The organism is Nocardia sp. CA-128927 (genome assembly GCF_050955855.1).
In the GTDB taxonomy this organism is placed as follows: Bacteria; Actinomycetota; Actinomycetes; order Mycobacteriales; family Mycobacteriaceae; genus Nocardia.
Genome location: NZ_CP192087.1, coordinates 1,066,424 through 1,082,315, shown reverse-complemented (window position 1 = coordinate 1,082,315; position 15,892 = coordinate 1,066,424). Strand labels below are relative to the sequence as shown.

The window sequence follows — 15,892 nt, the reverse complement described above, 5'->3', positions numbered from 1 at the left end:
CAGGCCAGACTCAGGTGCCACGGTAGTTCCGTTGGCGGCCGGCGGTAGTGCGGTGGGCGGAATTAGCCCGTCCCCGGCGAGTTACCCATGTGCTCGCGAAATCAGTCGGCGAACGAGTTGGACGCAGCCTGCGTGGGCCTAGGCCATACCGACTCACCACCCGGCCACCGAGCATCGGGCCGTAACCGAAGCCGAAGTTCATGCCGAGCGACAGGTCGGGCTCGATCCGGGACTGCGGAACCAGCGCGGCCGCAATGGTTTCCGGCCGCATCACCCGGACGCCGTCGAGTTCGCCGCCGCGCCGAAAGATCTCGTAGAAGCGCGACAGCTCGTTCGCGGTGCTGACCACGTTCGCCGCGGGCGCGATGATGCCCAGATAGGCGGGATCGTTGCCGGTTTCGACGGCCTCGGCGAAGGACACCCCGAGCAGACGTTCCATCGCGAGCGACAGCGGCGGCATCGGGGTGATCCCGGTCCGATAGTTCCTGGCGAGCGCGGGCAAATCCTGCGGCGCCACACCGTAATTGGTCCAGCGGAAGGACAGCGGGCGCAGGATCTCCTCGTCCAGCACGGTGCGGATGTCCTGGCCGGTGACCCGGTAGACCACCTCGCCGAGGATGAATCCACCGGATAGTGCGTGGTAGGACTGGAATCGGCCGGGCGGTACGGACGGCCGCACCGCGCACAGATTCCGCACCAGCAGTTCACGATCCGCGACCGCCTCGGCCGTCAACGCCTCCCTCGGCAAGTTCGCCACGCCGGAGCGGTGCGCGAGAACCTGGCCGACGGTGATGGATTCCTTACCGTGGCAACCGTATTCGGAGATGTACTTGCTGATCGGCGCGTTCAGCTCGATCAGCCCGCGGTCGACGAGCAGATGCACGACGAATGCCGTGACGCCCTTCGAAGCCGAGTAGGTGACGAACGGGGTGCTCGGGGTGGCGGGCACCTTCGGCGTATCCGCGTCGTCGTCCGGGCCGTTGCCGAGAGCATGGCCGAGTGCTCGGTCGAAGACGACCACGCCGTGCCGACGGATACACACCTGGACGGCCGGATGGACGCCGCTGCGATACACCAGCTGCATTCGCCGCCAGATCCGCTCGGCGTAGTCGGCCGGCAAACCGAGAGCAGTCGGCTCCGCCTCGGCGCCGATGGCCGCGACGGACTCGAGATCGTCCGGGATCCGGCTCCGATGGAGCAGGTCAGGCAGCTTCGAGAGGTCCGGACGCGCGTCAGCATGGTTCAGCACATACCAGCCATGAGCCACGTCACATCGCGAATGCTACCTGTCCCGCCTCTCCGCGTATCCAGGCCAGATTCATGTGCCACGATCGTTGCGTCGGCGACCGGCGGTGGCGCTGTGGGTGTGTCAGCCCGTCCCCGGCGAGTTACCCATGTGCTCGCGAAATCAGTCGGCTGAGGTGATCGTTTGGGACTCATACCGCGTGGGCCGGGTAGGCGTGCACGACGGCGGTGTTGAGTTTGGGGACGACGTGGGTGAGCGTGTGCTCGGCCTCGTGGGCGACGCGGTGGGCGTCGGCGAGGGTGATGGTCGGGGCGACGTCCAATTCGACGTCGGCGTGCAGGCGATGGCCGATCCAGCGCATCCGCAGGCTGCGGACGCCCTGCACGTCCGGCTCGGCGGCGAGGGCCTGTTCGGCGGCGGTGACCAGGCCCGGCTCGACCGCATCCATCAGGCGGCGCAGCACATCTCGGGCCGCGGTGCGCAGCACGGCGAGGATGGCGACGGTGATCAGCAGGCCGATGATCGGGTCGGCGAGGGGGAAGCCGAGCGCGACGCCTGCCGCACCGAGCAGCACCGCGAGCGAGGTGAAGCCGTCGGTGCGGGCGTGCAGGCCGTCGGCGATCAGCGCGGCCGAGCCGATTCGCCGCCCGACCCGGATGCGGTACAGCGCGACGGTCTCGTTGCCGAGGAAGCCGATCACCCCGGCGAGGGCGACCCAGCCCAGATGCTCGATCGGCACCGGCGACAGCAATCTGCGGACGGCCTCGTACCCGGCGATCATGGCGGACAGCGCGATCATCGCGACGACGAACAGGCCCGCGAGGTCCTCGGCGCGACCGAATCCGTAGGTATAGCGCCGGGTGGCCGCGCGCCGTCCGAGCGCGAACGCGATCCACAGCGGGACCGCGGTCAACGCGTCGGAGAAGTTGTGAATCGTGTCGGCCGCCAACGCCACCGAACTCGATGCCGCCACCGCCAGTACCTGCAATACCGCGGTCACGGCGAGCACCGCGAGGCTGATCTTCACCGCCCGAATGCCGACGGCACTGGCCTCCAATGCGTCGTCGACACTGTCGGCCGCGTCGTGGCTGTGCGGGACGAAGATCTCCCGGATGATCCCGCGCAATCCCGTTGGATGCTCATGGGTGTGCTGGTGCCCGAACGCTCCGTGGGGCCCGACGCTTTCACTGTGCGTGTGCGCCCCGTGGTCATGACTGTGCCCGAGCTTCTCGCCATGCGAGTGCGGACGCCCGTGGTCGAATCCTTCACCGTGCCTATGGCTTTCGCCGTGCTTATGCATGTGGTCGCCGTGCCCATCTCTTGCATTCACCACGTCACGCTCCGAGATCCGTTGCCCAGTAGCCTATTTCGTGCAGGTCATTCCGCTGTTCCGGTCCGATGTGTCGGTAACTCCCGCACGGTGGCGTCGCCACGATGGTGCGGCGGCACACCGGGACCCGCGTGCTCGGCGTTGTGGACGGCATCCACGACCAGCTGCCGGACGTGCTCGTTCTCCAGGCTGTAGTAGATCGTGGTCCCCGAGCGGCGGGTGCTGACCAGGCGTGCCATGCGTAGCTTGGCCAGATGCTGGGAGACCGAGGGCGCGGGTTTGCCCACGTAGCCCGCGAGGTCGTTCACCGACAACTCGCGGTCGACAAGTGCCCACAGCACCTGAACCCGAGTCGCGTCGGCCAGCATCCGGAAAACCTCGACAACCAGGCCGACCTGGTCCTCCGCCAGCAGCGGCCGACCTTCCTGGCTATCTGCATTCATACGCAGATAATAGACCAGCCGGATAGGTCGCGGCCACCCCCGAATTGCCTGGCTCATCCCCACCGGACCGGAATGGCGGCGACACCCCCTGCGTGGCCGCCGACATGCCGGTCCGTCCCCATCGAACCGTTCACTGTCTTAGTCGCTTTGGCGCGAGTGCGCCAGCTAACCTGCCGAACAACATCCGAATGAGACAAAACCCGCCGATCGACGATGGCTGGCCAATCGACGGCTATCGCCGTGACCAGCGCGAATTCGCCCGCGCCGCAGCAACGCTCGAACTCGCGAAATGCAATTACATCTGCACGCCTATAGCGATCTGACCGGTCGTCTATGTCGGATTTACCGACAGAATATCTACCCGCACGCCTGGTGCGGTCCGCCGAGCCGGTGTGCCAGTAGGAAATTCATCAGCGCGCGTTGCAGCTCGATTCCGCGCTCGGACTGCATCAGCAGACCGCCGCCGATGTGGTCGGGCCCGATCGGCGTCCGGAATTCGGCGAGGGCACAGCTACCCGCGTCATACCGTTCGACCGTAGTCGGTACCGGATCGGTGGTCACCGTGACCGCGCCGGGCACCGCGGCCGCTCCGGCGAGACGGTACGCGCCGAGCCACTGCGTCAGGTTGGCGCGTCCGATCGGATACAGGCTGGTCTGATCGGCCAAGTCCTGCAAGAAGAATCCGGGCACCGGCCGGGCCCGCGGCCCCATCGCCGCGACGATCGACGCGCCACTCAGATCAGCGCTGAACGTCTGCGGATCCAGTTGGTACGGCCCACCCGCCATCGGTGCGATCGCCGCGTACAGGTCCGGATAGGCCGCCGCCAGCACCGTGGACATCGCCCCGCCCGCGGAGTATCCGCCGACGTACACGCGCGAACGGTCCAGCCCGAACTCGCCGATCAAGGCGGTGGTGAGGTCGGCGATGATCGACGACTCCCCTTGTCCCCGTGGCTGATTCGCCGGATCGAACCAGTTCCAGCAGTATCGCTCGTTGGCCGCCTCGGTCTGGATCGGGTAGGCGAGCACGAACCCGAGCTCGTCGGCGATCCTGGTCAGCGAGAATCCGGTGTCGGCGAGCTGACGCTGCGGATCGGTGCAACCGTGCAGGTAGATCATCAGCGGCTTGCCCGTCGGATCGCCGGGCGGAACGTGCAGGTAGTAGTCCCGTGCGCCCGCGGCGTTGGCGAAGGTGCGTTCGACCGGCGTCGTCTGCGCTGAGGACGGCGCGGCCAGCAGGAACGGCATGCTCAGCGCCACCAGCGCGAGCACGACGATCGTCAGGCGACCGCGAGGGATACCGCGCACCATCGAGTTCCTTCCAGCGAGGTTGTCGTCGAATGTACCGTCCGCCGGATAGCGAACGGGCACAGCAGGTTCCACGCACGCTGAGCGATCGATCACAACGCGCCCGCCCGGCCGCCCGGGTGGCGGCACCGGCCTGACGCCCGCGACGGCGGTCGGCTCGCTAGCGTAGGGGTATGCCAGTGGATCGAATGCTGCCGACGTCCGAGGCTCGGGACCTGCTCGAGCTGACCCGCGATATCGCCGACAAGGTGCTCGAACCACGGGTGGTCGAGTGCGAGAAGACCGAGACGTTCCCCGACGGCGTCTTTCCCGCCCTCGGCGCGGCCGGCCTGCTGAGCCTGCCGTACCCCGAGGAATTCGGCGGCGGCGCCCAGCCCTACGAGGTGTACCTGCAGGTGCTGGAGGAACTCGCGGCGCGCTGGGCGGCGGTCGCGGTGGCGGTCAGCGTGCACAGCCTGTCCTGCCATCCGCTGTTCACGTTCGGCACCGAGGCGCAGCAGCAACGCTGGCTCGCGACCATGCTCTCCGGCGAAACCATCGGCGCCTACAGCCTTTCCGAGCCGCACGCGGGTTCCGACGCGGCCGCGCTGCGCTGCCGGGCGACGAAAGTCGATGGCGGCTACCGGATCAACGGCGCGAAGGCGTGGATCACCAACGGCGGCCGCGCCGATTTCTACACCCTGTTCGCGCGCACCGGCGAAGGCTCGCGCGGCATTTCATGCTTCCTGGTGCCGCGCGACACCGAGGGCCTGAGCTTCGGCAAGCCCGAGGAGAAGATGGGCCTGCGCGCCGTGCCGACCACCACCGCCGCCTACGACGACGCGTTCCTGCCCACCGAGCGACTGATCGGCGAAGAGGGACAAGGACTTTCGATCGCCTTCAGCGCGCTGGACTCCGGCCGCCTCGGCATCGCCGCCGTCGCAACAGGTTTGGCGCAGCGCGCGCTCGACGACGCGGTCGCCTACGCCAAGGAGCGAGAGGCGTTCGGCCGCCACATCATCGACCATCAGGGCCTCGGCTTCGTGCTCGCCGATATGGCCGCCGCCGTCGATTCGGCCCGCGCCACCTACCTCGACGCCGCCCGCCGCCGCGACGCCGGACTCCCCTACTCGCGCCAGGCCAGCGTCGCGAAGCTCATCGCCACCGACGCCGCCATGAAGGTCACCACCGACGCCGTCCAGGTCTTCGGCGGCTACGGCTACACCCAGGACTTCCCGGTCGAGCGCTACATGCGCGAGGCCAAGGTGATGCAGATCTTCGAGGGCACCAACCAGATCCAGCGGCTCGTGATCGCCCGCCAACTCGCCGGAAAGTAACCGCCGCGCGTGGCCGAAAATGCCGATTCATTGACCGCGGATCTCTTCGGACCTGCGGGTTCGGCATTTAGGCTCGGATCATGACAACGCCGTCCATCATCATTGTCGGAGCGGGATTCGCCGGGCTCGGCGTGGCGCTCGAGCTGCGGCGGGCCGGGCTGGACTCGTTCACCATCCTGGAGCGCGCCGCGGATCTGGGCGGTGTGTGGCGGGAGAACACCTACCCCGGCGCCGCGTGCGACGTGCCTTCGCCGCTGTACTCCTGGTCGTTCGAGCCGAAATCCGATTGGCCCCGGCGGTTTTCGGAGCAGCGCGACATTCATGAGTACATGCGCGGCGTTGCCGAGAAGCACGACCTGACGTGGTTCATCCGGTTCGGCACCGAGGTGACCGATGCCGAGTTCGACGAGCAGACCGGCCGCTGGACCGTGACCACCGCGGACGGCGCCCGGCTCACCGCCGACATCTTCGTGCCCGCGGTCGGCCAGCTGTCGCGGCCCGCCATGCCGAACATTCCCGGCATCGATACCTTCGCGGGCCCCGCCTTCCACTCCGCCGAGTGGGATCACACCGTCGACCTGACCGGCAAGCGCGTCGCCTGCATCGGCACCGGAGCCAGTGCGATCCAATACATTCCGCGCATCCAGCCCGCAGCCGCGCACCTCACGCTGTTCCAGCGCTCGGCGGCGTGGGTGCTGCCGAAGTTCGATACCGAATACAGCAGCAAGCACAAGGCGGTGTTCAAGTACCTGCCGCCGACTCGATTGGCCGAACGATTCGCGATCTGGTCGCTGTTCGAGGTGCTCGCGCTGGCGCTCACCGACATCCCGGCGATGAAGACCCCGGTGGTCGCGCTGGCCGATCGGCACCGGGCCAAGCAGGTGCCCGACGCCGAGCTACGTGAGAAGCTGACCCCCGACTACGCGGCGGGTTGCAAGCGCGGCCTGTTCTCCAACGAGTACTTCCCGGCGCTGGCCCAGCCGAACGTCACGGTGGAGACCACCGCGATCGAGGCGATCACCCCGACCGGCATCCGCACCGCGGACGGCGTCGAGCACGCGGTCGATGTCATCGTCTACGGCACCGGGTTCAAGGGCACCGAGTTCCTCGCGCCGATGAACATCTACGGCGTCGGCGGCCGCAAGCTGGCCGACGTCTGGGGAGACGAGGGGGCGCGCGCCTTCCTCGGCCTGTCCGTGCCGAACTTCCCGAATCTGTTCATGATGTACGGCCCGAACACCAATGTCGGCTCCGGTTCGATCATCTACATGCTGGAATCGCAGGCGCGCTACATCCGGCAGGTGGTGCAGTACCTCACCGACCGGCCGGGCCGCTATCTCGCCGCCCGCGCGAACGCCGAACAGCATTGGGACGACTGGCTGCAACGGCGGCTGAAAGACACGCCGTGGAACTTCTGTTCCAGCTGGTATCGCAACGCGGCCGGCCGCATCACCAACAACTGGCCGGGCGCAACCGTGCTCTATCGCTGGAAGACAAAGGCTTTCGACCTGGCCGACTACGACGAGGCGCAGGCTGAACGCCCGCTGGCCGAGGTACGTTAGTTCTCGTACCGTACCGTCTGTTTTCAGCCGGATCTCAGCAAGTGCCCAGTAAACTGGACATTGTTCGGGTCCGGCAATGGAAGAGGTGCGCACGGTGTTGTGGCTACTGATCGTTGTGGTGATCGTGGCGGTGGGCGCCCTCATCGTGGTGCAATCCCGGCAGCGCAAGCAGCGCACGGCCAACCAGCTCGCCGACGCGCTGGCCGACGCCCGCCAGGTCAACGAGCGGCTCGGCGGCCAGATCTACAACCTCACCGGCTCGAACGAGGCCGCCAAGCAGGCCCTGGTCGACGCCTCCGAACGACATCTCGCCGCCGGATCGCAACTCGATCAGGCGCGCACGCCCGCCCAGGCGCGGCTGGCCAAGCAGACCGCGCTGGAAGGGCTCTATTACATTCGCGCCGCGCGTAGTGCGATGGGCATGGACCCCGGCCCCGAGGTCGCCGCCCTCGACGGGCAGGACGCGGCGGGCAAGGTCACCGAGCAGCGGGTCGTCGAACACGATGGCCGGGAGATCGCGGCCTCGCCGGACCCCTCGCCGGCGACACCGAACTACTACCCGGGCGGTCGAGTCGCGGGACGCCCGGTGCCCGCGGGGTGGTACTCCGAGCCGTGGTGGAAGCCCGCGCTGATCGGCGGCGCCTGGGGACTCGGTTCGGCGCTGCTGTTCTCCTCACTGTTCTCCGGGATGTCCGGAGTCGGCTACGACGCACAAGGTTTCGAGAACGGGTACGGCGACGGCTACCAGGACGGGTTGGCCGCCTCGAACAACGACGGCGGGTACGACTCGAGCGGAGACGTCGGCGGCTCCGACTCCGGTGACGCCTCCGGCTACGACTCCGGCAGTGACGCAGGCGGATACGACGGTGGCGGCTGGGACGGCGGCGGGTTCGACAGCGGTGGCTTCGACGGCGGTGGCGGGTTCGACGGGGGCAGTTTCTGAGCCCTACGGCTAGCCACACCGCCGGTCCGCCTGCCTATACGGTTGCCGACGCGGTGCGCTGTGGCGGACGGTTGACGAATGATCATGCAGCGCAAGAGGACCGCGGTCGCCGCCGCACTGGTAGCCGTCGGCACGATCACCACGGGCTGTGGCGACACTGCTGACGCGCCGGTAGTGGCCGATTTTCCGGTCGGGTTCTGGCAAGTGGACGACTATGGCAGCGCGCTCGCCGTGCACGCCGATGGTCTGGAGACCTATCAGCTGACCGCGCTGAGCTGCCTGAAGGGCGAGACCGCCGCCCGCTCCGGAGACCCCGGCCGCTACGTCACGGAAGGCAAGGACGTGCTTACGCTGCGTCCCGGCGGTCAGCCGGATCGGGCCACGCTGCACATCGACGGGTCGCCGGGCGACCGCACGCTACGGCGCCTCCCCGCCTTGCCGACGACATGCACTGGCGCGACCGAGCCCACCGCCTTCGATGTCTTCTGGCAGACGTTTCAGGAGAACTATCCGTTCTTCGCGGCGAAAGGTATTGACTGGCAACAGGTTCAGGACCGATTCCGCGATCGCGCCACCCGCGCCGAACAGCGTGGCGACGACAACGAGCTCTTCGCGGTGTTGCGGGACATGGTCGCACCGCTGAACGACGCGCACGTGGTCGTGTCGGCAGGCGAGAGCGGATTCTTCGGCACGGGCAGGCCCGGAACGATCGTCCCGAGCCGGCAACTCGATCAACAGGTGAAAGAGCACGTCCAGCGTCGCGACCTCCAACAGCATCCGCTCACCGAGTACGCCAACGGGCGCATCGGCTATGCGGATCTGCCCGGGCAGGACCTCGGCTACCTGCGGGTTTCCTCGTTCAGCGGCTACACCGCCGAACGGACCTTCGCCGCAGACAGCGCCGAGCTCGACCGCGCCCTCGACGCGATCTTCACCGCGGACCGACGGACCCGGCTGCGCGGATTGATCCTGGACCTGCGGATCAATGGTGGTGGCTCAGACAGCCTCGGCCTACAACTGGCCGCCCGACTCACCGATCGACCGTATTTCGCTTACGCGAAGAAGACCCGCAGCACTGAACCCCAGCCGCAGCACGTCGAACCGGCCCGCCCCGGTTTCCCGGGCCCTATCGCGATTCTGACCGGCGGCTCCACCGTCAGCGCTGGCGAGACCTTCACCCAGGCGATGCTGGAACGCCCTTCGCGCACAACAAGAATCGGCCAGTCAACCCAAGGCGTGTTCTCCGATGTGATGGAGCGCAAGCTGCCCAGTGCCCGGCACGCGGACTGGTGGTTCGGCCTACCGAATGAGGAATTCGCAACCTCGGACGGACGCACCTTCGACAGTACGGGCATCCCGCCCGAGCTGACCGAGCCGGTCTTCACCGATGAGGAATTCAGCCAGCAGCGCGACTCCGCTTTCGACCGCGCAGTCAGCTGGCTGACCAGCGGCTCTTGACGCCGCCTCGAAACTGTCTGAGACTGTCAGCATCTCGAATCCAGATTGGCTGGCGGCAACTGGTCGAGAGCGAGCGCTGGGAGAACTCATGACGCTGACCACAGCCGATATTCCGGTCGAGGATTTCCGAACTCGGTCGCGGCGCTGGGCCACGGAATGCTACGAGTGGTCGAAGGTGCCGTTCCTGCCGTCGAGCGAGCGGGTCGGCCGGGTCTACGACGTAGTCGGCCCGCAGAACCTGTTCGGCGAGGACTCGCTGTTCATCAATCTCGGCTACTGGCGCGACAATCCGGCCACCCTCGACGAGGCGAGCAAGGACCTGGCCCGGCTGGTCGCCCGCGAGGCGGAACTCGGCCCCGACGACATCCAGCTCGATGTCGGCTTCGGCTACGGCGACCAGAACTTCCTGTGGGCCGAGGAGTTCAAGCCCAAGCAGATCATCGGCATGAACATCGCGGTCGAACAGATCGAGATCGCGAGCAGGCGCGCCGCCGAACTCGGCCTGGACCACCGCATCCGCTACGAATACGGCTCCGCGATCGACCTACCGCGCGAGAACGAGTCCTGCACCAAAGTCACGGCCCTCGAGTCCGCCTTCCATTTCCCTTCGTACACAAAGTTTTTCGCCGAGGCCTACCGGGTGCTACAGCCAGGCGGCAAGCTCGTCACCGCGGATATCGTCCCCCGAACCAACCGAGCCTCGAAAGCCATCGTCCGCCTCTCCGACCGCCCCGGCGTCCGCCGCCTCCCCGGCACCCTGCACGAACGCGACTTCTTCGACATCCACCACTACCGCCAGGCCCTGATCGACGCAGGCTTCAGCAACGTCACCACCTACTCCATCCGCCGCGAGGTCTACACCCCCCTCGCCACCTACCTCACCAAACGCCTCCGCGACCACGACATGCGCCGGGTAAACCCCGCCCTCCGCCTAGCCTTCAGCCGCCCCGGCCTCACCCTCTGGGGCCCCTGGGCCGACTACATCATCGCCGTCGGCACCAAGAAACCCTGAATCCGTTTCGGTCCCAGCCCCCTCGACCCGGTAGACTCCCCGACGTCCCGGTGCGCACCACCGCCACCAGGCCAGCCCTCGTAGCTCAGGGGATAGAGCACCGCTCTCCTAAAGCGGGTGTCGCAGGTTCGAATCCTGCCGAGGGCACAGCATCATTGCAGGTCAGCGGCATGGTTTCCGGAGATTGACTACCTCAGATGCCGGTTCGGTACGCAGTAGCGAATTCGGCGCGTGCCGAATTCAGTCGGTTCGCTACCTCATCAAGGTCGTCATCGAACAAGTCGGCGTAGAAATCCAGTGTCGTACTCGGCTTGTCGTGTCCGAGCATCCGCTGAACGCCGAGCACCGAAGCGCCTTGCGGTACAGCCAGTGACGCCGCCATGTGCCGCATCTCCTGCGGGGTGATGCCCCGCATACCGGCCGTGACCGCGGCATTGTTCCACCAGGCCCGCCGCATGTTCCAAACGCGGAGAATCTCTCCTCGCCGAGATGTGAAGATCTCAGGCCCAAGACTTTCCCCTCCAGATACGCCGCCATCGACTCTACGAGCAACGCCGAAACGGCACACTGCGTCGCCGATGGGTTGTTCGGAGGCCTGACCACAGGCACCCCATCGACTTCAGTGATCGGGCGCTCGATCTGGAGCGGCCGCAGCAAGTGTGTATGCCGGAGACTTGCAAGCCAGCCAGCCCGGCCAACCGCAGTCCGCAGTGGGGCGAGCAAGCCGGTAGTCACCAGTGCACTCTGCTAATCGCTCCACATCCACGCCAGAGAGGTAGTGGCGCTTGGCGATGCGTTGCTTGGGCCGGTTCACCGTCGAACATGGATTGACCGCAATGCGCCTGGAAGCCACTGCATAACCGCCATCTAGGACAACATTCCGAGATTCTTTCTGACGAATCCGCCAGCGACGCCGTGGGCAACCCGGATGGTGACCATTGCTGAAACGCGTCGTGCGTGAGCTGGATCGGTAGCGTCCGAATAGCAGCCATCGCAGTCGAGACGGGGCCTGGGCTGACCAAGCGCGGCAGCTGGTTTTCGTCCGCTTGACTCCGATCCGCATCCAGCCCTCGTAGGACGTGCTTCGATAGACGCTAACGGCGCGACTGACTTTTTAACAGACCTGTGGGAGGGCAAGCCCGTGGACTACGATTTGAGGAACCTTGGCGAGAAGCAGTTTGAGCATCTAGCACAAGCGCTTCTGGTCAGCAATCTGGGGGCGGACATAGATATATACGGTGCGGGCCCCGACGGTGGTCGTGAGGCCACGTGGGAGGGGCCATGTACGGTTCCGGAAAATGCACCGAATCTACTGCCCGGACGGTGGGACGGATACAACGTCGCACAAGCCAAGTATTGCAATAATGTAGGCAATACTCGCACAAACGCCGCCTGGATCACTAATCATATCAAACGAGAGTTTGACGAATGGACAGATCCGGATACTAAACGTAGCCGCAAACCAGAATCTTACTTGATCATAACCAACGTGAAGCTTTCCGCAGTACCGAGAACGGGCGTCGATAAAGTCAGCAAAGTTCTGTTGAGCTATGCTGCAGATAAAGGGCTCCCGTTGAAGTCCTTGTCAATATGGCACTACGATAAAATACGTGTACTACTCGACAATTCGGCAGATATTCGTGCGGCATATACGGCATGGATAACGCCAGGAGACGTGCTATCGAGGATCCTCGATTCGTCGTCAACCATATCCGAGAACTTCCGCACGGCGTTGCAAACTCATGCCGCAAAACTGCTAATAGACGATGTGAGATTGAACCTCACACAAGCGGGATCGGTAAGCGATGGAAGCATCGACGTCGCCGACGTCTACATTGAGTTGCCGGCTAATCCAATCATCTCCGAGCATGCTACGCAACCATTCGATGGCAACGTTCCGAGTGCCTCTATGGGAATTACCGAGGAACTAATTGCCACTGCAAATCAAAAGCTAGATTCCATCGCCATAAAGGCGGAGAAAGGACTGAGTCGCTCGTGTCGAATTGTACTGATAGGCGGACCCGGTCAGGGCAAGAGCACGGTCACTCAATATCTAACGCAGCTATATCGGGCGTTCTTTATAAAAGACACTCCCGTAGTGGACACGCCTGAGGTAAGATCCGCTTGCGAATCAGTGAAGAATCATGCAACGACAATCGACATCGCCCATCCAATTGCGCGGCGGTGGCCAGTTAGAATAACCCTTACCGAGCTTGCGGACTCTCTTTCCAAAGAGGCATCCGCCTCGGTACTTGAATATCTCTCCTCGGAGATATCCAAGAGATCATCAATGATCGCCTCTTTGGCTAACCTTCGTGCCTGGTTGAAGTTGTATCCGTGGCTCGTGATCTTCGATGGGCTGGACGAAGTTCCAGAATCGAGCAATCGAAGCGAAGTACTAAAAGCAATATCAGACTTCTATATAGATGCCCGCGGCCTCGAAGCTGATATCGTGATTATCACAACAACTCGACCCCAGGGCTACAACAACGACTTCAATAAGATCGAGTGTCGACACTACGAATTGGAACCGCTGCCACTAGAAATAGCACGATCATACGCACACTCGCTGATAAATCGAAGGCTAGGGGAAGACAGTGACCGGTCTAGACGTGTCCGAAGTAGACTCGAAAAAGCGTTTGCCGATGAGAGCACATCCATACTTACGTCTACGCCCCTGCAGACCACAATACTAACAATCCTGGTCGAGCGCATAGGAACCGCGCCTAAAGATCGATGGCGACTCTTCTCAAACTACTATAGAGTGATCTACCAGCGTGAACAGGAAAAGGGCGGTCTGCTGGCCGAGATACTTGAGGAATACGAATCCGACATACACGCTATACATTTCGAGATAGGATTCATATTGCAGCGTCGGGGAGAGTCGTCCGGCGATGCTACCAGCAGTATATCAAAATCGGACTTTGCGAAGATAATCTCGGAAAGAATGCGGGTAAACGGGAATTCGAGAACCGAAGCAGACCGCCTGGCCGATCAGATTACCAAGGTCGCCACCGACCGATTGGTTTTTCTCGCGGTTCTGCGTTCGAACGCTGTAGGATTCGAGATTAGGAGCCTACAGGAGTACATGGCGGCCGAACGAATCGTTACAGGCCCTGAAGGCGCTATCGAGTCAGACATTCGGTCTATAGCGGAATCAGATTACTGGCAGAATGTCCTGCTGTTCGTAGCAGGAAACATCTTTGCCAACAAGAATCACCTCTGTTCGACTATCGTCACTTTGTGCCACGACCTAAACACCGCATCAACCGCGCACACACTCGCCCATCTTGGAAGCAACCTCGCATACGCACTCCTTGTTGAGCGTGTCGCATCGAAGAAGCCCGTGTATTCCCGATTGCTCGCAAGTATGGTTGTCGACCTCCAAAAGTATCCGCCAGATGAACGCATAAGCGCAAAGGTCGCACATATCGCGGAGCTTGGCCATCCCAACGAGGTTAAGATCGCACTGCGCCAGGCTATTGCAAGTTCAGCCACGCAGCGCCTGTCCGCAGCCCTGACTCTCAGCATGCTAGAGGAGCGCGGTACTGCTTGGGCGAATGGCATCCTCGCAGATTTGGTGAACTCGGCTCCTAAAGAATTGCAGCGAGAGTTGATTCACCTTGCTGGCCTACACGAGCAATTACCTCTGCTACGGCATCTAACGCCTATACTGGCTGGAATGAATTTTCGGTCAGTGGTCGATCTCCATATCGAACATTTTGGACACAGTTGGTTTCGTCTCACATCAAGAATAGAAGGATTTCCGGAATACCTGAAAGGCCTTGGTCGATATAACAGCCAGTTCGATGATGACGATTACGAGGGAAATACCACAACGCACATATATCTGAAAGGGTTGCGCAATCTCAACGTAAGTCTTGACCACCTGAAGCATGCGACGAGTAACCTGCTAATGCAGGGAGACTACGCTGGAGACGACCCGACGTGGCGTACTGTCGCGGCGATATCGAAGTTCGCAGCTGGCTACAGCGCGGATGATCTTGCATGCGCACTGACCATCGCGCGCACCATGGATATCCCATCGTTAGTCGGAATAGCGCAGGGCCTCCCTTGGCCGTTCAACATATGCCTCGAAGAATTGGCAGGATACCCTGACGGCAATGAGTCAGGTGAACTGCAAACTGACTGCGTGCGCGAATATCGAGACGCAAGAGCAGCCGAATTGATTAGCGCGGCTAGGCGTGGCGATCTGGGCAACACTGAAATGTGGCGCGCCTTGGCTCAATCTCCACCCAAGCAGATTGATATTTCAACTATTTCCCAAGTTGGTAGTAAGATCGGGGAGATTACAGGCGTTCCACTTCCGGTCGGTGAGTCGCTCTCGCCGGCGGCAAATATATTTGCATCTTTTCCGACCTTCTCCTATACATTTTCCGAAGGCAATGACGACATTGTCGAATGGATACAGTCGAGCGCCGAACCAATTTCCGAGCTCCAGTTTTCCACTCTGCAACGAAAGTTGTTGGAGCTCACCCGTTTTCTTGCCAGCGTGTTCACCAGATCTAATATTTACAGAGATTCCAGAGGTAAGCGTCAAAACACTACGGCCGGTGCTGTACGAATACCACTAACCGGCAATGCCATGCATTCAATTATGCAGGTCTTAGGGCGATATAAATATCTCGGGTCGACGGCGTGGTTGACCTTGGCTGATAAGTCGGGTACTTATACCTTCGACGATATCTTGTCCGAATTCCTAAAGTCTGGCAAGGTTGTATCCGACTCTCCGCTAAACGCTGAAGATTTCTTAAGCAGGTGGTCCGTCGGGAAGATTCCATGGAGAATCGCCGGCCTTCTCCTAACGGCCCACATCCTTCCAGTGGAATATATTGATCGAGTAGATTTTACGGAAGAAGACAACCCCGAGGCTGCGGAGCGCTGCAGGTACGCAATGGAAATTTCACGGATCCTCAACGCCGAATCACAAGCAGAGCTTGATGCGTGGATGAGCGAGCGCCTACCAATTCTGATGATGTCCGATAAAATGGAGCGTGAATCTGCATATTATCCCGCTTCAACGCAAGAACCTTTTGGTATTACCTGGCTAGTCCAGCGGCTAGAGAATGGACTAACCTACAGTCAATTACCATTCGTAGCCGAGATTGTCGTCCAGCTGATTAGTGTGCATCCGAGGCAAGTGGATGAGTTGATGGATGAAATAGCGCAGATTATATCTTCTCAAACAGCCGCAGCGCTCTCATTCGAATAGATCCGCATTGGTCGGAAGTGTCCCGATGTTTCGACTGGCAT

General features: G+C 62.6%; 12 protein-coding genes and 1 tRNA gene. 8 read left to right on the top strand and 5 right to left on the bottom strand.

Annotated features, from left to right (window positions below; translation table 11 throughout):
• Positions 1–10 precede the first annotated feature (10 nt).
• The 3 genes from ACQPW1_RS05260 to ACQPW1_RS05250 form a co-directional block, all read right to left on the bottom strand.
• Positions 11–1,249, bottom strand: coding sequence for a serine hydrolase domain-containing protein (locus ACQPW1_RS05260; protein ID WP_433661635.1), 1,239 nt, complete (start codon positions 1,247–1,249; stop codon positions 11–13).
• A gap of 187 nt (positions 1,250–1,436) precedes the next feature.
• Positions 1,437–2,546: a cation diffusion facilitator family transporter gene (locus ACQPW1_RS05255; protein WP_433665147.1), complete on the bottom strand. Its 1,110-nt coding sequence runs from the start codon at positions 2,544–2,546 to the stop codon at positions 1,437–1,439.
• 77 nt (positions 2,547–2,623) lie between these two features.
• Positions 2,624–3,019: an ArsR/SmtB family transcription factor gene (locus ACQPW1_RS05250; RefSeq protein WP_433661634.1), complete on the bottom strand. Its 396-nt coding sequence runs from the start codon at positions 3,017–3,019 to the stop codon at positions 2,624–2,626.
• Between the two features lie 92 nt (positions 3,020–3,111).
• On the opposite strand from ACQPW1_RS05250, the gene ACQPW1_RS05245 reads away from it, so the two are divergent.
• Positions 3,112–3,342 (top strand): hypothetical protein, encoded by a 231-nt coding sequence (locus tag ACQPW1_RS05245; protein ID WP_433661633.1) that lies wholly within the window; start codon positions 3,112–3,114, stop codon positions 3,340–3,342.
• Between the two features lie 34 nt (positions 3,343–3,376).
• On the opposite strand, the gene ACQPW1_RS05240 is transcribed toward ACQPW1_RS05245, so the two are convergent.
• Positions 3,377–4,327 (bottom strand): extracellular catalytic domain type 1 short-chain-length polyhydroxyalkanoate depolymerase, encoded by a 951-nt coding sequence (locus tag ACQPW1_RS05240; protein WP_433661632.1) that lies wholly within the window; start codon positions 4,325–4,327, stop codon positions 3,377–3,379.
• Between the two features lie 173 nt (positions 4,328–4,500).
• Here ACQPW1_RS05240 and ACQPW1_RS05235 point away from each other — a divergent pair, with 173 nt between their 5' ends.
• The 6 genes from ACQPW1_RS05235 to ACQPW1_RS05210 all read left to right on the top strand — a co-directional run bounded on the left by ACQPW1_RS05235 (position 4,501) and on the right by ACQPW1_RS05210 (position 10,765).
• On the top strand, positions 4,501–5,643 hold the full coding sequence (locus tag ACQPW1_RS05235; protein ID WP_433661631.1) for an acyl-CoA dehydrogenase family protein: 1,143 nt from the start codon (positions 4,501–4,503) through the stop codon (positions 5,641–5,643).
• 80 nt (positions 5,644–5,723) lie between these two features.
• Entirely contained in the window at positions 5,724–7,205 is a 1,482-nt protein-coding gene (locus ACQPW1_RS05230) for a flavin-containing monooxygenase (RefSeq protein WP_433661630.1), read from the top strand.
• 97 nt (positions 7,206–7,302) lie between these two features.
• Positions 7,303–8,148 (top strand): DUF1542 domain-containing protein, encoded by an 846-nt coding sequence (locus ACQPW1_RS05225; protein ID WP_433665146.1) that lies wholly within the window; start codon positions 7,303–7,305, stop codon positions 8,146–8,148.
• 84 nt (positions 8,149–8,232) lie between these two features.
• Positions 8,233–9,606, top strand: a complete 1,374-nt coding sequence (locus tag ACQPW1_RS05220; RefSeq protein ID WP_433661629.1) for a S41 family peptidase — start codon at positions 8,233–8,235, stop codon at positions 9,604–9,606.
• An 88-nt stretch (positions 9,607–9,694) separates the two neighbouring features.
• A complete protein-coding gene (locus ACQPW1_RS05215; protein WP_433661628.1) occupies positions 9,695–10,618 on the top strand; it encodes a methyltransferase domain-containing protein in 924 nt (307 codons plus the stop codon).
• 74 nt (positions 10,619–10,692) lie between these two features.
• Positions 10,693–10,765 (top strand) — tRNA-Arg (locus tag ACQPW1_RS05210).
• Positions 10,766–10,811: 46 nt separating this feature from the next.
• Here the strand turns inward: ACQPW1_RS05210 and ACQPW1_RS05205 are convergent.
• Positions 10,812–11,075 (bottom strand): hypothetical protein, encoded by a 264-nt coding sequence (locus ACQPW1_RS05205; protein WP_433661627.1) that lies wholly within the window; start codon positions 11,073–11,075, stop codon positions 10,812–10,814.
• A 684-nt stretch (positions 11,076–11,759) separates the two neighbouring features.
• On the opposite strand from ACQPW1_RS05205, the gene ACQPW1_RS05200 reads away from it, so the two are divergent.
• Positions 11,760–15,851, top strand: a complete 4,092-nt coding sequence (locus ACQPW1_RS05200; protein ID WP_433661626.1) for an NACHT domain-containing protein — start codon at positions 11,760–11,762, stop codon at positions 15,849–15,851.
• The last annotated feature ends 41 nt before the right edge of the window (positions 15,852–15,892 follow it).